The organism is Schaalia sp. ORNL0103, assembly GCF_019429565.1.
Taxonomy (GTDB): Bacteria; Actinomycetota; Actinomycetes; order Actinomycetales; family Actinomycetaceae; genus Pauljensenia.
The window spans coordinates 560,506-578,423 of the sequence record NZ_JAHXSA010000001.1; the positions used below are offsets into that span (position 1 = coordinate 560,506).

Here is a 17,918-nt window from a genome sequence, read left to right on the forward strand (position 1 = left end):
TTCGAGACACGGAGTAACACCATGACTGATACACATGCAATCGCCGAGGGACGCGTCGCACGCGTCGTCGGCCCTGTCGTCGATGTCGAGTTTCCCCCGGACCGCATCCCGCCGCTGTATAACGCGCTGACCGTCGAGGTGAACCTCGCGGGCCAGGGTGAGGGCGAGTCGACCTTCACGATGACGCTCGAGGTCGCCCAGCACCTCGGTGACAACCTCGTGCGTACCATCGCGCTGAAGCCGACCGACGGCCTCGTGCGTGGCGCCCCTGTCACCGACACCGGCGCCCCGATCACCGTGCCCGTCGGCGACGTTACCAAGGGCCACGTGTTCAACGTGACCGGCGACGTGCTGAACCTCGAAGAGGGCGAGACACTCCAGGTCACCGAGCGCTGGCCGATCCACCGCCAGCCCCCGGCCTTCGACCAGCTCGAGGCGCGCACCAAGATGTTTGAGACCGGTATCAAGGTCATCGACCTGCTGACCCCCTACGTGCAGGGCGGTAAGATCGGCCTCTTCGGTGGTGCGGGCGTCGGCAAGACCGTTCTCATCCAGGAGATGATCCAGCGCGTGGCCCAGGACCACGGCGGCGTCTCCGTGTTCGCCGGCGTCGGCGAGCGTACCCGCGAGGGTAACGACCTCATCGGCGAAATGGAAGAGGCGGGCGTCTTCGACAAGACCGCCCTTGTCTTCGGCCAGATGGACGAGCCGCCGGGCACGCGTCTGCGCATCGCCCTGACGGGCCTGACCATGGCGGAGTACTTCCGCGATGTCCAGCACCAGGACGTCCTCCTGTTCATCGACAACATCTTCCGCTTCACCCAGGCGGGCTCCGAGGTTTCCACGCTGCTGGGCCGCATGCCCTCGGCCGTGGGCTACCAGCCCAACCTGGCTGACGAGATGGGTCTGCTCCAGGAGCGCATTACGTCGGCCGGTGGTCACTCGATCACCTCGCTGCAGGCGATTTACGTTCCCGCCGACGACTACACCGACCCGGCTCCGGCGACGACCTTCGCCCACCTGGATGCGACGACCGAGCTCTCCCGTGAGATTGCGGCCAAGGGTATTTACCCCGCCGTGGATCCGCTGGCTTCGACCTCGCGTATCCTCGACCCGGCCCTGGTCGGCCGTGAGCACTACGACGTCGCCACGCACGTCAAGGCCATCCTGCAGAAGAACAAGGAACTGCAGGACATCATCGCCATCCTCGGCGTCGACGAGCTGAGCGAGGACGACAAGGTCACCGTCGCACGTGCTCGCCGCATCGAGCAGTTCCTCTCGCAGAACATGTACATGGCTGAGAAGTTCACGGGCGTGCCCGGCTCGACCGTGCCGCTGTCGGAGACCATTGAGGCGTTCAAGCGCATCGCCGAGGGCTACTACGACGATGTTCCGGAGCAGGCGTTCTACAACTGCGGTGGCATCGACGACCTGGAGCGCAACGCTCACGAGCTGGCCAAGGAAGCCTGATGGCATCGGGCAAGTCCTTGCAGGTCGAGGTCGTCTCCCACGAGGGACGCCTGTGGCACGGCGCGGCCGCGTCCGTCCAGTTTCCGACGGTCGACGGAAGCCTCGGCGTGCTGCCGGGTCGTCAGCCCCTCCTCGCTCAGCTGAGCGAGGGCACCGTGACGGTGTCGCGCGCGGATGAGGTCGTGTCCTTCCAGGTCACTGGGGGATTCGCCTCAGTCGACTCGGATTTCGTCACGGTCGTGGCCGACCACGCTACAGTGGCAGAACAGTAAGTCGACGCAACGCGAGGAGGACCTCATGAGCCTGATGACGATCGTGATCTGGTGTGCGGTTCTCCTCGCGTGCGTGGGGGCGATCCTGTGGGCGTACATGAATGTGCGTGCCCGCAGGATCGTTTCGCGTTTGGGGGCGTTCCGCTGTTGGTCGCGCCCGGACGTTCATTCGGGATGGACGGCCGGCATCGGCGTGTATGGCGTCGAGGAGCTGTCCTGGTATCGGCTGGTGGGGCTGACCTTCAAGCCGGTGTATTCGATCCCGCGTCGGGGTATGGAGGTCTCGGCCCCGATTGCGCACTCGGCCGACGGTTCCGTCGTCGAGGTGCGCCTGGCGTACGGTGACCATCGTTACGAGGTGGCCGTAGAACGCTTGACATATAACGGATTGGTCTCGTGGGTGGAGTCTGGTCCTCCGCGCCTCGTGTGAGCAGGATTGGTAAGCTCACGGGGTGCGTATTGTTATTGCTACCTGCACCGTTGATTATTCCGGTCGTCTGAGCGCCCACCTGGACCCTGCCAAGCGCGTCATCATGCTCAAACGTGACGGCTCTGTCCTCATCCATTCCGAGGGCGGTTCCTATAAGCCGCTCAACTGGATGACGGCACCCTGCACGGTTTCCATGGGGGAACCCGGCGAGGACGAGGAGGGCGTCGAGCAGGTCTGGACGGTTCAGGCCGACAAGACTGACGACAAGCTGATCATCCGCATCCACGAGATCATCGCGGATGTCTCCGAGGACCTGGGTGTCGACCCCGGCCTCGTGAAGGATGGCGTCGAGGCGCACCTGCAGGAGCTTCTCGCGGAGCAGGTGCCTCAGATCCTTGGTGAGGGCTGGGAGCTGGTGCGCCGCGAGTTCCCCACGCCCGTGGGTCCAGTGGACCTCATGGTGCGCGACGCCGACGGCAATCACGTGGCGATCGAGGTGAAGCGCCGGGGCGGCATCGATGGTGTTGAGCAGCTGACGCGCTACCTGTCGCTGCTGGGGCGCGACGCCCTCCTCGGCGACGTGACCGGTATTTTCGCAGCCCAGGAGATCACCAAGCAGGCGCGCACCCTCGCCGAGGATCGCGGTATCCGCTGCGTGGTGCTGGACTACGACGCGATGCGCGGGGTGGATGACCCCGAGTCTCGACTTTTCTGATGGAGGCATCCCGTCGGGCGAGCCTGGGGAGAATCATCGCCCAAGGACTCGTTCCTGCGACCGCGGCGCGTTCACCGATGGACGCCGTGGAGAATCTGCTGGCATTGCAAGGCCAGCAGGCGAGCGCGATCCCGTGGGCGATTGGCGTGCGCTGCGTGGGTGTGTCGCGCGCTCGTGTCGAGGAGTCGTTCGCGCGCGGTGAGCTGGTTCGATCTTGGCCCATGCGTGGCACCGTTCACGTGACGAGCGCCCGCGACCACCATTGGCTGCGCCGACTGCTGCGTCACCGCCGTGCGGCGTGGGAACGCCAGGCGCTTTCTCTGGGCCTCACTGATGCTCTTGTCGAACGTGCGGCGCAGGTTGCGTGTGACCTGCTGGAGACCTCGCCCCAGGGAGTGAGCCGCGCCGAGCTTGTCGAGGCGTGGGGCAGTAGTGGGATCGATACAGTGACGGCTTCCTCCTCGCAGGACGGGCTACGGCGCCGCCACCTCATCATGCGCCTGAACCTGGACGGTGTGCTTACCGCTGGTCCTGTGCGCGCAGGTGAACACCTGATAGTCGACGCGCGCCCACTACCGGACGCTCCCGGTGTCGCTAAAGGGGAGTCGGGGCACGAAGAAGCCCTCGCGGTCCTGGCAGCGCGTTACGCCTGGGGGCATGGTCCTGTCGACGAGGCGGACCTGGCTAGGTGGACCGGGTTGACTCTCACCGAAGCGCGTCGAGCGTTGGTCGGGGCGCGTGTGGCGGGAGAGAGCATGGGCCTTCCTCTTGCAGAATGTGGAGCCGGTCTGGCTCGCGCGGATCTCACAGATCTCGTGGAAGACTTCCGCGCTGAGGCGGAGGCGATGCTCGCGCTGCCCTCGTTTGATGAGCTGCATGTCGGTTACAAGGACCGTTCCTGTCTGACGGACGAGGCGGGCGAGGCTTTGATCTGCCCGGCGAAGAACGGGATGTTCCGTCCGATTGCTGTCGCAGGTGGACGCGTGGTTGCCGTGCGCGCCCCCGGCAGCCAGGTTGTGACTGCCGACGGCTGCGGGACCTATGAGGAATCGGCGCGATGGGCGTTCGGCGACTGGGAGAAATGGTTGTCTGAGACGCAGCAGTGAAGTGTCATTTGTGCCACAATTAATGCATGACTACTTCTGTGTTGCGTGGCCGTCTGGTTCTGGAAGATACCGTCGTTGAGGACGGAATTATCGAGTTCGACGGCGCGACTATTACCCGTGTGTGTCCCGTTTCCGAGTACGAGGGCGAGGTGCCCGAGGCCAGTGATTCGACCTTCCTCCCCGGCCTCGTCGATGTGCACTGCCACGGCGGCGGCGGAGAATCCTTCCCCAACGCTGAGACCGCCGAGGCCGCTCTCGTTGCTGTCCTCGAGCATCGCCGTCACGGTACGACCTCCCTCGTCGCATCCTGCGTGACCGCCTCCGCCGAGGTGCTGCGTGCTCGTGCGAAGACCCTGGCTGAGCTGGCGAAGGCCGATGAGCTCGCGGGTATCCACTTCGAGGGGCCCTTCGTCTCCCACGAGCGCTGCGGCGCCCAGGACCCGACCTACATCGTCGATCCCGACGCGGACCTGACGCGTACCCTCATCGAGGACTGCCAGGGGTACGCGCTGTCCATGACGCTGGCCCCCGAGAAGCCGAACGCCTACGGCCCCGGCTCGGTCGCCGAGGCCCTCATTGACGGGGGAGCGCTGCCTTCCTGGGGACACACTGACTCCAACTCTGTGAAGGCTCGCGAGGCTCTGGCCTACTCGCGCGGGCGTTTCGCGCAGGTGGAGACCAAGCGTGGCCCGCGTGCGACGATCACCCACCTGTTCAACGGTATGCGCCCGCTGCACCACCGCGACACCGGTCCGATCGCCGAGTTCCTCTCGGACGCCGCGCGCGGTGGTGCCGTCGCCGAGCTGATCTGCGACTCCGTCCACGTCGATCCTTCGCTCGTGCGCGACGTGTACGAGCTGGTGGGCCGCGAGCACGTCGTGCTCATCACCGACGCGATGGCGGCCGCCGGCATGGCCGATGGCGAATACACGCTCGGCCCCCAGGACGTCATCGTGAAGGACGGCGTCGCGCGGCTGGCTCACGGCAACTCCATCGCGGGCGGCACGGCGCACCTCATGGACTGCGTGCGCGTAGCCGTCACCAAGGGCGGGATTCCGCTGGTCGACGCCGTGTACATGGCCTCCGCTCAGGGAGCTACGATTCTGGGCGATGACACGATCGGCTCGCTGGCGCCCGGAAAGAAGGCCGATATCGTCGAGGTCGACTCTGACCTCGTCGTGCGCCGCGTCTGGCGACGTGGCACTGTGGTTGCGTGAGAGGCAAACGAAGCAAGAAGCGACCGTGGGGCGAGGCGCGTCCATTGCAGATGGACCGCCTCGCCTCTGTGCCGCGTACGGAACGCGGCCCTGACGGGGGCGCTTATCAGGTGCGCCGCCTGCCCGGTTCGGCGAAGGAATACACCTGCCCGGCCTGCTTGCGCCCGATTCCCGCGGGTACCGCGCACGTGGTTGCATGGCCCGAAGAAGCGCCGTTTGGCCTGCCCCAGGGAGTCGAGGGACGCCGTCACTGGCACTCGGAGTGCTGGCGGCGAGGACTGCGTCCCCTGTGACGCGCGGATGTGATGCATCACTGCCCCGCGTGCGAATTCGGCCGTCAACGGGGTGAGCACGTAAAGTGGAGCCTGAAGAATGCCCGCAGTGCGGGTGTTGGACGTGAGGAGCAACCGTGGAACTCTTTAAGCGATACGTGGCGGCATCGTCGATGGGCGTTGTGGCTCTCGTATGCGTGCTCGTCGGGCTGCTCGGTGTGACCGTGCTGCGGCCGCCGACGCATCAGGTCTCGTCGGTCGTGTCTCCGACCGATCTGATCATGACGCGCGGCAACGTGCTGTCGATCGTGAAGGACGACGTGACGGTCACCGCGACGTCGAAGTCGGGCGCACCCGTGACGCTGAGCATCGGCACCACGCAGGATGTCAAGGGTTGGATCGGCGACGCCGCCTACACCGAGGTCATCGGCGTTGAGTCCGACCGTACGAAGCTGAAGGCCGAGTCGCACGATGCGATCGGCCCGTCTCGCGTCCCGTCGCCCACCCCGGCCCAGTCTGGCGCACAGTCGGGCGTGCAGTCCGGTGCGCAGCCCCTTGCCGAGCCGTCGTCCGCCGACCTCGTGCAGCAGCTCGCCTCCTCCGACATGTGGTTCAAGCAGGCCAGCGGTGAGGGCACCGTGAGCCTGGACCTCGAGAACGTTCCGTCGGGCCGTTCCGCTCTCGCCGCTTCGGCCGCTGGCCCTGACGACCTCACACTGACGCTGACCTGGAAGGTCGAGCAGACCAACACCCTCGCCATCATCGCGTTCCTTGCCGCATGCGTCTTCGCCCTGATTGCGCTCGCGCTCTTCCTCACGCGCTGGCAGCTCCTGCGTCTGCGCAAGATTCGCGAGGCCCGCATCGAAGAGCGCCGTAAGGCCGACTCCCTCGAGACCTCCTCGATCAACTCCGCCGCCGTCGCCGAGCGCATTGCGGCTGCCCGCGAGGCTGCCCCGGCGGCTGTCGCGGCATCCGAGCCGGCAAAGGCCGACGAGCCGTCTGTGGAAGAGGCGGAGCAGCGTGAGGCTGAGGCCGAGGAGAAGCCTGCGGACGACGCTCCCACGTGGGGTGCCGCCGCCTTCGCGTCCGGCAAGAATGAGGCCGAGGACGCCGAAGCTCCCGTCGCAGAAGCTGACGAGACCGTGGCCGAGGATAACGCCGAGACCGCCCCCACCGACGAGGCCCCCGCGCAGCCCGCCGAGGCCTCGGACGACAACGCCGAGCAGGCACAGCCTACCGTTGACGCCTCCGAGGAGTACGTCCCGGACCCGCTGACCGATACCTTCGAGCGTCGTGGCCGCCACGGCCTCGACAATGGTCCGATCGACCAGGACCCGCCGGAGCGCGCCACGACCGATACCGGCGTCATCGACCTGTCCGGTATCCGCGGTGGCCGCACGCTGCCGTCGCGCCGCGCACTACGCGAGGCCCGCAACAACGGCGAGCAGGTCGTCGTGGTGGATGGCCAGGAATTCAACACGGGCTTGATCCCGGTGACGCGTCCGCGCAACGCCGAGCAGGCTCCCGCGCCGACGTCGGCACCCGATGACGACGCGTCCTCGACCGGCGGTTGGACCTCGATCATGTCCGGCTGGCTGAAGGACCGCCAGGAAGGTAAGTGATGAAACGACGCACCCTCGCCGCAGCTGCGGCCGCCCTGCTCATGACCTCCGCACTGGGAATGAGCGCTTGCTCGAACGAGATCGTCGCCCAGTCGGGTGAGGAGGCGCAGAGCGCCGCCAACCTCGACCTCGAGCGCATCTCCTCCGTTCTCGACGCGACCGGTAAGGCCATGACCACTGCGGATGCGTCGCAGGACGCCTCGGACCTGTCGGGACGCGTCTCGCAGGGTGCCCTGGCGTACCGCACTGCCCAGTACGCATACGCGAAGGCCTCGGGCCAGACACCGCAGGCCCTTGACTTCACGCCGGCCTCGCTGGCCATCACGAACTCCGACTCGTGGCCTCGTGCGATCTTCAACATCTCCGAGTCCTCCTCGACGGCGCTGCCCGTGCTGCAGGTCTACGTGCAGGATTCGGCGCGTTCCGACTACCAGCTGACGAACTATGCGCGCCTCCTGGGCGGCACCCAGCTGACGCTGCCCCCGGTGGGAACCGGCTCCGCCTACGTCACCGGTACCTCCGAGGGCTTCACGGTGAGCCCTGAAGCTGCGCTCGCTCAGTACATCACGATGCTGAACTCGGGCAACCAGGACACGACGCAGTTCGTCGCTGACGACTTCACGAAGACCTACCTGTCGAACGTCAGCGATTTGAACTCCTCGGTGAGTGCTGCCGGCAGCGTGACCGCCGCGGCCACGGCGACGGACTACCCGATCTCCGGCCTGGTTCTCCAGGACGGTTCGGCTTTGGTTGCGGCCAACTTCAAGTTCACGCTGACCTACCAGCGCACGGTCGCGGGCGCGACCATGAACCTGGGCGGTAAGACGGCGACGATGAGTGCTGACGGTACGACTGTCGAAGGCACCGCTACCGCGGAGTACCTGGCAACGATCCTGATGCGTATTCCTTCGAAGACTGCGGGGGGAACTCCCCAGATCGTTGGCGGTGAGTACGCCATTGTGTCCGTGACGCTCGATCCGTCGTCGAGCCCGGGCTGATTTTCACCAACAGCGCACACGTCGTCCCCGCGGCTTAGAGTCGTGGGGACGACGCATATCATCGTTCCTAGCACCAACTGTTTTGACAAAGAGGACACCATGACCACGCCTGACCCTCGCCCCGCATCCGAGGCGACGCCCATGCCCGCAGACTCGCACGGTGCCGTCGACCTGTCGGCACGTTCGAGCGCACCCGCTCCCGAGGAGTCCGCCGCTCCCGCAGCGGGGGAGGGCCTGCACATCCCGCTGATCACCACCACGGACGAGGAGAACTTCCAGGACGTCATGTCCACCTCCCAGGCCGTGCCGGTCATCATGATCATGTGGTCGCCGCGCTCGCTTGAATCCAAGCCGACACTGGCCATGCTCGAAGAGATCACGCGCGAGCAGGCGGGCAAGTTCCAGCTGGTCGAGGTCGACATCGACAAGGCCCCCGCAATCGCCCAGGCATTCCAGATCCAGGGCGTGCCCACGGTCGTCGCCCTCGTCGGTGGGCGTCCGGTTCCGCTGTTCCAGGGTGCGGCAGCGAAGGAACAGGTGCTCCCCATCGTGACGCAGGTTCTGGATGCCGCTGCGCAGATGGGCGTCACCGCGCGTATTGCTGTGGCCGCCGAGGACACCGTCGCCCCCACCCCGCCCGAGCATGAGGCACCCCTGGCCGCCGAGGCTGCCGGTAACCTCGATGCGGCCATCGCCGGCTGGGAGAAGGTTATCGAGCTGAATCCGCGCGACGAGGACGCGAAGTCTCACCTGTCCCACGTGCGACTGGCGGCCCGTAGCGCGCAGGCCGACGCCACCGATCCCGCCGCACGTGCGGACGCGCTGTTTGCCGCTGGCGACGCCGCTGGAGCCTTCAACGTGCTGCTCGATCTGTTGGCCGCTACGAAGGATGACGAGGAGCGCGACGCTCTGCGCCTGCGTCTCTTGGACCTCTTCCGGGTCGCGGGATCGACGCCCGAGGTCTCCAAGGCACGCACGCGCCTGGCGATGCTCCTCATGTGATACCGTCGTGCCAACGCACAGTTGCGGAAAGGGGCCGTCATCATGGCAGCATGGATCATCGTCGCAGTCGTGTTCGTCTTGGTCGTCGTGTGGTACGGATGGCATTCCACGCACAACGAATTGACGAAGAAGATCGACCGTGAGTCTGACCCTGAAGTGAGGCGCGAACTCATCAAGCTGCAGGGGCAGATCGACCGGGGGAGGGCCGGCTTCTAAACGTCGCGCCCGCTGATACCGGAGCGTGCCGAAGCCGCAACGACCAGAAAACGAAGGAGGCCGGAGCAGGAATCCCTGCTCCGGCCTCCTTGTATCAGCCTATGGCGTCAGCGCACCTGCGAGGCGGGTACCAGCCACACGGCGCCCAGCGGCGGCACGCGCAGCGACGCGGAGACCGGGCGGCCGTTCCACGGGGTGTCTTCGGCGATGATCGTGCCGACGTTGACGACACCCGAGCCACCGAACTCCTCGGAGTCCGTGTTCAGGATCTCGACCCACTCGCCGCCGAACGGCAGGCCCACGCGGTAGCCCTCGTGCGGGTTGCCGGCGAAGTTCGAGATGCACACGACGACCTCGCGGTTGCCCGCATCGTCCGATCCCTTACGCAGGTAGGAGATCAGGTTGTGGTCGCCGTCCGAGGCGTCGATCCACTCGAAGCCCGTGTAGTCGTCATCCCACATGGCGGGGGAGGCGGCGTAGATCTTGTTGAGGCGCTCCACCAGGGCAGCGACGCCGGCGTGGCCCTCCTGGTCCAGCAGCCACCAGTCGAGGGAGTAGGACTCGTTCCACTCCTGCTCCTGGCCGATCTCCTGGCCCATGAAGAGGAGCTGCTTGCCCGGGTGGCTCCACTGGTAGGCGTACAGGGAACGCAGGCCCGCCAGGCGCTGCCACTTGTCGCCGGGCATCTTGGAGATGAGCGAGCCCTTGCCGTGCACGACCTCGTCGTGCGACAGCGGCAGCACGTAGTTCTCGGAGAAGGCGTAGACCAGCGAGAAGGTGAGCTCTCCGTGGTGCCAGCGTCGGTTGACCGGATCCTCGCTCAGGTAGCGTAGGGTGTCGTTCATCCAGCCCATGTTCCACTTCATGCCGTAGCCGAGGCCGCCTCCTGAAGTCGGGGCGGTCACGCCGGGCCATGCCGTGGACTCCTCGGCGATCATGACGATGCCGGGGTGACGACGGTACGCGGTCGCGTTGGCTTCCTGGATGAACTCGATGGCCTCCAGGTTCTCGCGGCCACCGTACTGGTTGGGACGCCACTGGCCGTCCTTGCGCGAGTAGTCCAGGTACAGCATCGAGGCCACGGCGTCGACGCGCAGGCCGTCGATGTGGAAGTCCTCGAGCCAGTAGAGGGCGTTGGCGACCAGGAAGTTACGCACCTCGCGGCGGCCGAAGTTGAAGACGTAGGTGCCCCAGTCGGGGTGCTCCCCGCGCAGCGGGTCCGGGTCCTCGTACAGCGGGGTGCCGTCGAAGCGGGCCAGCGCGAAGTCGTCCTTGGGGAAGTGGGCGGGGACCCAGTCCAGGATGACGCCGATGCCCTCGCGGTGGAAAGCGTCCACCAGGTAGCGGAAGTCGTCCGGGGTGCCGTAGCGCGAGGTGGGCGCGTAGTAGGAGGTCACCTGGTAGCCCCACGAGCCGCCGAAGGGGTGCTCAGCCAGGGGCATGAACTCCACGTGCGTGAAGCCCATCTGCTTGACGTAGGGGACCAGCTCGTCGGCCAGCTCGCGGTAGCCCAGGCCCTGACGCCAGGAACCCGCGTGGACCTCGTAGATGGACATGGGGCCGTTGTGGACGTTGCGGTCCTTGCGGGCGGACATCCACTCCTGGTCGGTCCACTCGTGGAAGTAGTCGGTGACGACCGAGGCCGTGGCAGGGGGAATCTCGGTGGCGCGAGCCATTGGGTCGGCCTTCTGGAACCAGTTGCCGCCGGGGCCCTGGATCTCAAACTTGTAGCGGGCGCCGACGCCGACCTCGGGGACGAAGATCTCCCACACGCCGGACGAACCCAGCGAACGCATGGAGGTCTGGGTGCCGTCCCAGTAGTTGAATTCGCCGACGACACGCACGGCGCGGGCGTTGGGGGCCCACACGGCGAAGGCGGTACCGGTGGTCTCGCCCAGCTCGTCGGTGTAGGTCTTCACGTGCGCGCCGAGAACGTTCCAGAGGTTCTCGTGGCGGCCCTCAGAGATGAGGTAGGTGTCCATCTCGCCCAGGGTGGGCAGGTAGCGGTAGGGATCGTCGCGCACGGTCGTGTCCTCGCCGTAGGTGACGGACACGCGGTAGGCGGTGATCTCCTTGCCGGGCAGGGCCGCAACCCAGATGCCGCCGCGCTCGTGCGTGGCAGCGTAGGCGCCGGTGGGGGTGATGATGTCGACCGCGTCGGCCAGGTGCGCGACGACTCGGATGGTGACACCGTCGTCACCGAGGTGGGCGCCCAGCACAGAGTGGGGCGAGTAGTAGGAGCCTGAGGCAACGGCGTCGAGAATGTCGTCATTGACCGGGATCGGCGTAAGTTCGAAGCTCATGGATGTTCCTTACTCCAGAAGGGTGAACCGCTCAGTTCACTGGTGTTAATAAGTTTAACGTCTGACCGGCAAAAAAGGGAGCCGGATCTCATATTGACGGGGTTATGAAGGGGCGTCGTGCACCCGGCGCGGTGACGTGGTAGCGCCGGGCGCACGAGCCTCGTTAGGCCTGTGCCCAGGGTGAAGAATGCGCGGGCTCGACCTTGAAGACGTGGCCCAGACGCGTCACGGGGGACAGTGACACCCAGTTGGACGAACCCCACACGTAGGAGCGTCCGTCCAGCTCGTCGACGACCGTAATGTGACCACCCGGGGTGGCCAGGCCCATCGCCTCCAGATCGAGCTCGACCGAGGCATCCACGCCGTTGTGCGGATCCAGGGAGATCACGCAGATGACGGTGTCGGGCTTTCCGTCCGCCGTGAACTTGCCGGGCACCTGACGCGAGAACGCGATGAGGCGATCCGAGGAGGTCGGGTGGATGCGGATCTGGTGGAGCTGGCGCAGCGCGGGGTGCTTGGCTCGCGCGGCGTTGAGCAGCGTGAAGAGGCGCGAGATACCAATCGGCTCGGCGTCCTCCCATCGGCGCGGGCGGAACTCGTACTTCTCGTTGTCGTTGGGCTCCTGGTAGGTGCCGCGCGGCTCGTTCTCCACGAATTCGTAGCCGGAGTAGATGCCCCACGTGGGTGCACCGAGCGCGGCGAGCATCGCGCGGATCGCGAAGATCGCGGTGCCGCCGTCCCACATCTGCGGGGTCAGGATGTCGTGAGTCGTGGGCCAGAAAGCCGGGCGTATGAGGTGCGCCGTCTCTTCGGAGAGCTCGCGCAGGTACTCTTCGATCTCGTCCTTGGCGGTCCTCCACGCGAAGTACGTGTAGGACTGGTCGAAGCCGATCGCGCCGAGCGTGCGCATCATGGCGGGGCGCGTGAAGGCCTCGGCCAGGAAGAGCGTGCCCGGGTACTGCGCCTTGATGTCGGCCAGCAGGCGCTCCCAGAAGGGGATGGGCTTCGTGTGCGGGTTGTCGACGCGGAAGATCGTCACGCCGTGGTTGATCCACAGCTCGATGACGTCGCGCACGGCCTGGTAGATGCCCTCGGGATCGTTGTCGAAGTTCAGGGGGTAGATGTCCTGGTATTTCTTCGGCGGGTTCTCCGCGTACGCGATGGTGCCGTCGGCGCGGGTCGTGAACCACTCGGGATGCTCCTTGACCCACGGGTGGTCGGGGGAGCACTGGAGGGCCAGGTCGAGAGCGACCTCCAGGCCGAGGCCTCGGGCGCGCTCGACGAAGCGGTCGAAGTCAGCGAAGTCGCCGAGCTCGGGATGGATGGCGTCGTGGCCGCCCTCGGGGGAGCCGATGCCGTAGGGCGAACCCGGATCGCCGGGGGCGGCCTCCAGGGCGTTGTTCTTGCCCTTGCGGTGCGTCGTGCCGATCGGGTGGATCGGGGTCAGGTAGACAACGTCGAAGCCCATGCCCGCGATGCGCGGCAGGTCCTCCGCGGCGCCCGCGAGCGTGCCGGAGACCCACGTGCCGTCGGGGCGCTGGAAAGCCCCCGCCGAGCGCGGGAAGATCTCGTACCATGCGCCCGCCAGGGCCTTCGTGCGGGCCACGTCGAGCGGGTACACGCGGGAGGAATCCAGCAGGTCGCGCAGCGGGTGGTCGCGGAAGATCAGGCGCACGCGCGAGGAGATGCCCGCGGAGAGGCGCTGCTGGGCGGAATGGCTGGTGTCGCGCAGGCGGCGCGCCGCGTCGGTCAGGACGTCAATGTCCGAGGCCGGGGGGCGCTTCTGGGAGGGGTTGCGGTAGGCGGTGCCTTCGGCCGCGCGCTCCATGAGGAGGGCGCCTTCCTCAAGCATGAGCTCGACGTCAACGCCGGCGCCGACCTTCACGGTCGCGTCGTGGCGCCACGTCGCGTAGGGATCCGACCAGGAGTCCACGCGGAAGGACCACGCGCCGGGGGCGTCGGCGGCCACCCAGGCCTCGTACCTGTCGAGACCGGGGGCGATGTCGACCATGCGCGTGCGGGAGTATTCACCCCCGTCCGGGCGCAGCAGGACGGCCTCGGCGGCGAAAGCGTCGTGTCCTTCGCGGAACACGGTCGCACGAATGGGGAAAGGCTCACCTTCGGTCGCCTTGGCGGGAAGCGTGCCGTCTTCGATGACGGGGAACACTTCGATGATCGGGATACGGGGCAACAGTTTCTCGCTCACGGGACCCACAGTAGCCTATCGATGCGCGCGCGTGAAAGTGAGGCCCACGCCTCGGCTCTGCGAACGATCTCCCATGGTGTGGTGATGGGGCGTGTGAAGGAACGACAGAGCCCCTGGCTGGCGAGAAAGGGCGGGGCGGCACCCGAGTGATTCGGATGCCGCCCCGCTGGAAGACGTGAGACGAGACGTCAGTGGCCGCTGTTGCGCCCTGCGAAGATCGCCGCTCCGAAGAGGACGTAGAGGATGACCGTCGCCACGAGGCCGATGATCGCCCAGGCGAAGACGGCGCGCGCGTAGTTACGCTTCGACGGCGCGGAGCCGGAGCCGAAGGCGAGCACCAGCAGGTAGATGACGCCGATGATTGGGATGCCGGACACGAAGAGGGTGAGCATCCACGAGCCGACGGACTCGTCGGGACGTTCGGGGAATTGGTCGTAGGCCATAGTTGTCTCCAATGACGTAGTGAGTGATGGGTTAGTAGACCATCTGCATGGCGGTGCGAACCTCGGACAGGGTCTGGTCGGCCTGTTCGTTGGCGCGCTCGTTACCGGCGTGCAGGATGGACAGCAGGTAGTCCTCGTTCGCGATGAGCTCGGCGCGGCGAGACCGCAGGGGAGCGAGCATCTCGTTGAGGGACTCGGTGACGAGGGCCTTGAGGGTGCCCGCGCCCGCGTCGCCGATGCGGTCGGCGATCGCCTCGGGGGCCTCGCCCGTCGCCAGGGAAGCCAGCATGAGGAGGTTCGAGACCTCGGGACGACCCTCGGGATCGAAGGTGATTCGGCGCTCGGCGTCGGTCTTCGCCTTCTTGAGGATCTTCGCGGTCTCGTCCGCGGTCATACGCAGCTCGATCGTGTTGCCGCGCGACTTCGACATCTTCTGGCCGTCCGTGCCCAGCAGCAGCGGCACCTCGGAGAGGAGGGCCTCGGGGCGGGGGAAGACGGGGCGCTCGGGGGTGGCGCGGCCGTAGCGCTTGTCGAAGCGCTGGGCGATCAGACGCGCCTGCTCCAGGTGCGGGAGCTGATCCTGGCCCACGGGCACGATGTTCGCCTTGCAGAAGAGGATGTCGGCGGCCTGGTGGACCGGGTAGGTCAGCATGAGGCCCGTCATCGCGCGGCCCTCGGTCGCCTCCAGCTCGGCCTTAACGGTCGGGTTACGGTGCAGCTCCGACTCCGTGACCAGGGAGAGGAAGGGCAGCATCAGCTGGTTGAGGGCCGGAACCGCCGAGTGGTTGAAGATCGTGGAGCGCTCAGGGTCGATGCCCGCGGCCAGGTAGTCGGCGACGAGGCCGAGGACGCGCTCACGGATCGGGCCCACGCCGTCGCGGTCGGTGATCACCTGGTAGTCGGCGACCAGAACCCAGGTCTCAACCCCGCGGTTCTGCAGGAGCACGCGGTTACGCAGCGTGCCGAAGTAGTGGCCCAGGTGCAGGTGGCCGGTCGGGCGGTCACCCGTGAGGATGCGGAAACGCGAGGGGTCCTGGTCGATCGCCAGGTCGATCTCGGCGCTGCGGGCCTTCGAGCGGGCCAGCGAGGCATCAGAGGTTGCGGTTTCCAGGGCATCTTCACTGCGAGTCATGCGTGAATCCTATCCAATGTGTGAGTGACGGGGGGAATGGAAGAATGGTCAGCTCTCGGGCTGGAATGCCACGTCGGAGAGCAGGATGGTGACGGAGAGAGGCTCAATCGTCAGCGTTGAACGCGGGGTCACATGCTCGACCTCGAGGGAGAGCTCGGCGGGGTTGAGCGTGGAGCCGACGCCACCCTCGGCAGGAGTGGCCCACACGGTTGAGTAGGCGACGAGCCAGTCGAGGTCATGGCCCTCGGGCAAGGTGACCTCGGCGCTGTCCAGGTTGGCGTTGATGATGATGAGCGCGTCGCGGTCGCCCCACGTTACGCCCGAGCGCAGCATCTGGAACGTGCGGTGGTGCCAGTCCGTCCAGCCGTAGTCCGGCATGGGCGTGCCCTGGGCGGTGTACCAAGACAGGTCGGCGATCGTGTCGCCGTTGTGGGGAGTGCCCGTCGCGAAGCGGTCGGGGCGCAGAACCGGGTGGGCCTTGCGTAGCGAGATCAGCCAGGAGACGGCGTCGATCTGCGCCTGCTGGCTCTCGGCCAGGTCCCAGTCGACCCATGAGATCGGATCGTCCTGGCAGTAGGCGTTGTTGTTGCCGTACTGGGTGCGGCCGAACTCGTCGCCGCCCGTCAGCATCGGTGTGCCCGAGGAGACGAACATCGTCGCCAAGATGTTGCGCTGGGAGCGGGCCCGCAGGTCGGCGATCGTCATGTCGGAGAGAATCGCGTAGGGGGTGTCGGCGCCCGGGTGCGTGCCGTTCGAAGCAAGCGTGCCTTCCACGCCGTGGTTCCACGAGCGGTTGTCGTCCGACCCGTCCCGGTTGTTCTCCAGGTTCGCCGTGTTGTGCTTGCGGTCGTAGGCGGTCAGGTCCGCAAGGGTGAAGCCGTCGTGGGCGGTCACGAAGTTGATCGAGGCGCGGGGGCCGCGCAGACGGCCCAGGCCGTGTTCGAAGACGTCCTGGGAACCGGACAGGCGGGTCGCCAGGTCGTTGGGACCGGAGACGACATGGCCCGAGGCCTGGGCGCGCACGTCCGCCAGCCAGAAGTTACGCAGGGCGCCGCGGTAGTGGTCGTTCCACTCGGAGAAGGGGACGGGGAAGTTACCCGTCTGCCAGCCGCCCGGGCCCACGTCCCACGGCTCGGCGATCAGCTTCGAGTGGGCCAGGACCTCGTCTGTCGCCATTGCGATGAGGAGCGGATGCATGGGGCTGAAGCCCGTCGAGAAACGGCCGAGCGTGGCCGCCAGGTCGAAGCGGAAGCCATCCACGCCCATCTCGCGGACCCAGTAGCGCAGCGAGTCCATCACCATCTGGATGGACTTCGGATGATCCATGTTGACCGTGTTGCCCGTTCCGGTCACGTCGATCGTCTGGACCGGGCGCGAGGTGGTGTGACGGTAGTACATGTCGGAGTCGAGGCCGCGCCAGGACAGGGACGGACCCGCGTCGCCGCCCTCACACGTGTGGTTGTAGACGACGTCGAGGATGACCTCGATACCCGCCTGGTGCAGGAGCGAGACCATGCCGCGGAACTCGTCGACGACGGCCTGGGCGCCGCGTTCGCGCGAGGCCTCGGTGGCGTAGGAGGGCTCGGGGGTGAAGAAGGAGAGGGTGGAGTAGCCCCAGTAGTTCGTCAGGCCTCGTTCGGTGAGGAAGGGCTCGTCGCACTTGGCGTGGACGGGTAGCAGCTCGACGGCGGTGACGCCCAGGTCCTTCAGGTAGGACACGGAGGCCGGGTGAGCGAGGCCCGCGTAGGTGCCGCGCAGCTCCGCGGGCACGCCGGGCATGTTCTTCGTGAAGCCCTTGACGTGGATCTCGTAGATAACGGTGGTCTCCCACGGCGTGTGAGGCTGCGGCGCGATCGGGAAGGAGGGCTCCACGACGACCGAGCGCGGCATGTACGGCGCGGAGTCAATGGGGGAGCGGCGCAGCGGGTACTCGGAGGGGTAAAGGTCCTCATCCACGCAGTGCGCGTAGACCGCAGGCTTCATGTCCACCACGCCGTCGAGGCCGCGGCCGTAGGGGTCGAGGAGAAGCTTGTGCGAGTTATAGAACTGGCCGCCGTCAGGATCCCAGGTGCCGTGCACGCGGAAACCGTAGCGGGTCCCCGCACCGTATCCGGGGATGTGACCGTGCCAGATGCCGGTCTTCGGGCCGAGCAGAGCGAAGCGGGTCTCAGCCCCGGCCTCGTCGAAGATGCACATGTCCACGCCGGAGGCGGCCCTGGCGACCACGGCGACATCGAGACCGTCGCCCGACGGGAAAACCCCCAGACGGGTGGGAACGGGATTAGGTTCGGTGACGCGCACGGTGGGGATGCTGGACGAGCCGGAACGCTCGGACATATAACAGTGCCTCTTTCTTACAGTTTATTGGCTGCACCGTAGCCTGATAGATGCAGCCATCATCCATCATACGTGACCGTTAATTAAGCGGTCGGATTAGGGGGCCAGCTGAGGGTATGAACAGCGGCACGCACTGGTGAGGCAACCCTCATATATATGGGCGTGCTGCGCAGAATG

General features: G+C 66.5%; 16 protein-coding genes. 11 read left to right on the forward strand and 5 right to left on the reverse strand.

Going from position 1 to position 17,918, the window contains the following annotated elements; genetic code table 11:
* The first annotated feature begins 21 nt into the window (after nucleotides 1-21).
* The 11 genes from atpD to JJJ16_RS02545 all read left to right on the forward strand — a co-directional run bounded on the left by atpD (nucleotide 22) and on the right by JJJ16_RS02545 (nucleotide 9,320).
* Complete coding sequence (atpD, locus tag JJJ16_RS02495) at nucleotides 22-1,470, forward strand: F0F1 ATP synthase subunit beta (RefSeq protein ID WP_219751255.1); 1,449 nt, start codon at nucleotides 22-24, stop codon at nucleotides 1,468-1,470.
* On the forward strand, nucleotides 1,470-1,742 hold the full coding sequence (locus JJJ16_RS02500; RefSeq protein WP_003792926.1) for a F0F1 ATP synthase subunit epsilon: 273 nt from the start codon (nucleotides 1,470-1,472) through the stop codon (nucleotides 1,740-1,742). Before atpD ends, JJJ16_RS02500 begins: the two co-directional genes overlap by 1 nt.
* A 25-nt stretch (nucleotides 1,743-1,767) precedes the next feature.
* Entirely contained in the window at nucleotides 1,768-2,172 is a 405-nt protein-coding gene (locus tag JJJ16_RS02505; protein WP_060566927.1) for a DUF2550 family protein, read from the forward strand.
* Nucleotides 2,173-2,194: 22 nt separating this feature from the next.
* Nucleotides 2,195-2,887 carry an endonuclease NucS gene (nucS, locus tag JJJ16_RS02510; protein ID WP_219751256.1) on the forward strand — a complete coding sequence of 231 codons (693 nt, stop codon included), beginning with the start codon at nucleotides 2,195-2,197 and terminating at the stop codon, nucleotides 2,885-2,887.
* On the forward strand, nucleotides 2,887-3,993 hold the full coding sequence (locus JJJ16_RS02515) for a DNA glycosylase AlkZ-like family protein (RefSeq protein ID WP_219751257.1): 1,107 nt from the start codon (nucleotides 2,887-2,889) through the stop codon (nucleotides 3,991-3,993). The genes nucS and JJJ16_RS02515 overlap by 1 nt, the downstream gene beginning before the upstream one ends.
* Nucleotides 3,994-4,019: 26 nt before the next feature.
* Nucleotides 4,020-5,210 (forward strand): N-acetylglucosamine-6-phosphate deacetylase, encoded by a 1,191-nt coding sequence (locus JJJ16_RS02520; protein ID WP_219751258.1) that lies wholly within the window; start codon nucleotides 4,020-4,022, stop codon nucleotides 5,208-5,210.
* Between the two features lie 50 nt (nucleotides 5,211-5,260).
* On the forward strand, nucleotides 5,261-5,503 hold the full coding sequence (locus tag JJJ16_RS02525; RefSeq protein ID WP_219751259.1) for a hypothetical protein: 243 nt from the start codon (nucleotides 5,261-5,263) through the stop codon (nucleotides 5,501-5,503).
* Between the two features lie 152 nt (nucleotides 5,504-5,655).
* Entirely contained in the window at nucleotides 5,656-7,104 is a 1,449-nt protein-coding gene (locus JJJ16_RS02530; RefSeq protein WP_219751954.1) for a hypothetical protein, read from the forward strand.
* On the forward strand, nucleotides 7,104-8,102 hold the full coding sequence (locus tag JJJ16_RS02535; RefSeq protein WP_219751260.1) for a hypothetical protein: 999 nt from the start codon (nucleotides 7,104-7,106) through the stop codon (nucleotides 8,100-8,102). The genes JJJ16_RS02530 and JJJ16_RS02535 overlap by 1 nt, the downstream gene beginning before the upstream one ends.
* 99 nt (nucleotides 8,103-8,201) lie before the next feature.
* On the forward strand, nucleotides 8,202-9,104 hold the full coding sequence (locus JJJ16_RS02540) for a tetratricopeptide repeat protein (RefSeq protein WP_225904967.1): 903 nt from the start codon (nucleotides 8,202-8,204) through the stop codon (nucleotides 9,102-9,104).
* Between the two features lie 42 nt (nucleotides 9,105-9,146).
* The gene (locus tag JJJ16_RS02545; RefSeq protein WP_060566941.1) at nucleotides 9,147-9,320 is read left to right on the forward strand and encodes a hypothetical protein; all 174 of its coding nucleotides are present in this window, start codon (nucleotides 9,147-9,149) and stop codon (nucleotides 9,318-9,320) included.
* Between the two features lie 107 nt (nucleotides 9,321-9,427).
* Here JJJ16_RS02545 and glgB read toward each other — a convergent pair whose 3' ends face one another.
* The 5 genes from glgB to glgX form a co-directional block, all read right to left on the reverse strand.
* Nucleotides 9,428-11,623, reverse strand: a complete 2,196-nt coding sequence (gene glgB, locus JJJ16_RS02550) for a 1,4-alpha-glucan branching protein GlgB (protein WP_219751261.1) — start codon at nucleotides 11,621-11,623, stop codon at nucleotides 9,428-9,430.
* 163 nt (nucleotides 11,624-11,786) lie between these two features.
* Nucleotides 11,787-13,829 (reverse strand): maltotransferase domain-containing protein, encoded by a 2,043-nt coding sequence (locus JJJ16_RS02555; protein WP_219751262.1) that lies wholly within the window; start codon nucleotides 13,827-13,829, stop codon nucleotides 11,787-11,789.
* 188 nt (nucleotides 13,830-14,017) lie between these two features.
* A complete protein-coding gene (locus JJJ16_RS02560; protein WP_219751263.1) occupies nucleotides 14,018-14,272 on the reverse strand; it encodes a hypothetical protein in 255 nt (84 codons plus the stop codon).
* 31 nt (nucleotides 14,273-14,303) lie between these two features.
* Entirely contained in the window at nucleotides 14,304-15,404 is a 1,101-nt protein-coding gene (gene trpS, locus JJJ16_RS02565) for a tryptophan--tRNA ligase (RefSeq protein ID WP_219751264.1), read from the reverse strand.
* 48 nt (nucleotides 15,405-15,452) lie between these two features.
* On the reverse strand, nucleotides 15,453-17,741 hold the full coding sequence (glgX, locus tag JJJ16_RS02570; protein ID WP_219751265.1) for a glycogen debranching protein GlgX: 2,289 nt from the start codon (nucleotides 17,739-17,741) through the stop codon (nucleotides 15,453-15,455).
* Between the last annotated feature and the right edge of the window lie 177 nt (nucleotides 17,742-17,918).

Bases quoted from the DNA above. Each gene is read 5' to 3' on its own strand.
- atpD (WP_219751255.1), top strand. From the start codon at position 22: ATGACTGATACACATGCAATCGCCGAGGGACGCGTCGCACGCGTCGTC.
- JJJ16_RS02500 (WP_003792926.1), top strand. From the start codon at position 1,470: ATGGCATCGGGCAAGTCCTTGCAGGTCGAGGTCGTCTCCCACGAGGGA.
- JJJ16_RS02505 (WP_060566927.1), top strand. From the start codon at position 1,768: ATGAGCCTGATGACGATCGTGATCTGGTGTGCGGTTCTCCTCGCGTGC.
- JJJ16_RS02515 (WP_219751257.1), top strand. From the start codon at position 2,887: ATGGAGGCATCCCGTCGGGCGAGCCTGGGGAGAATCATCGCCCAAGGA.
- JJJ16_RS02520 (WP_219751258.1), top strand. From the start codon at position 4,020: ATGACTACTTCTGTGTTGCGTGGCCGTCTGGTTCTGGAAGATACCGTC.
- JJJ16_RS02525 (WP_219751259.1), top strand. From the start codon at position 5,261: ATGGACCGCCTCGCCTCTGTGCCGCGTACGGAACGCGGCCCTGACGGG.
- JJJ16_RS02530 (WP_219751954.1), top strand. From the start codon at position 5,656: ATGGGCGTTGTGGCTCTCGTATGCGTGCTCGTCGGGCTGCTCGGTGTG.
- JJJ16_RS02535 (WP_219751260.1), top strand. From the start codon at position 7,104: ATGAAACGACGCACCCTCGCCGCAGCTGCGGCCGCCCTGCTCATGACC.
- JJJ16_RS02540 (WP_225904967.1), top strand. From the start codon at position 8,202: ATGACCACGCCTGACCCTCGCCCCGCATCCGAGGCGACGCCCATGCCC.
- JJJ16_RS02545 (WP_060566941.1), top strand. From the start codon at position 9,147: ATGGCAGCATGGATCATCGTCGCAGTCGTGTTCGTCTTGGTCGTCGTG.
- glgB (WP_219751261.1), bottom strand. From the start codon at position 11,623: ATGAGCTTCGAACTTACGCCGATCCCGGTCAATGACGACATTCTCGAC.
- JJJ16_RS02560 (WP_219751263.1), bottom strand. From the start codon at position 14,272: ATGGCCTACGACCAATTCCCCGAACGTCCCGACGAGTCCGTCGGCTCG.
- trpS (WP_219751264.1), bottom strand. From the start codon at position 15,404: ATGACTCGCAGTGAAGATGCCCTGGAAACCGCAACCTCTGATGCCTCG.
- glgX (WP_219751265.1), bottom strand. From the start codon at position 17,741: ATGTCCGAGCGTTCCGGCTCGTCCAGCATCCCCACCGTGCGCGTCACC.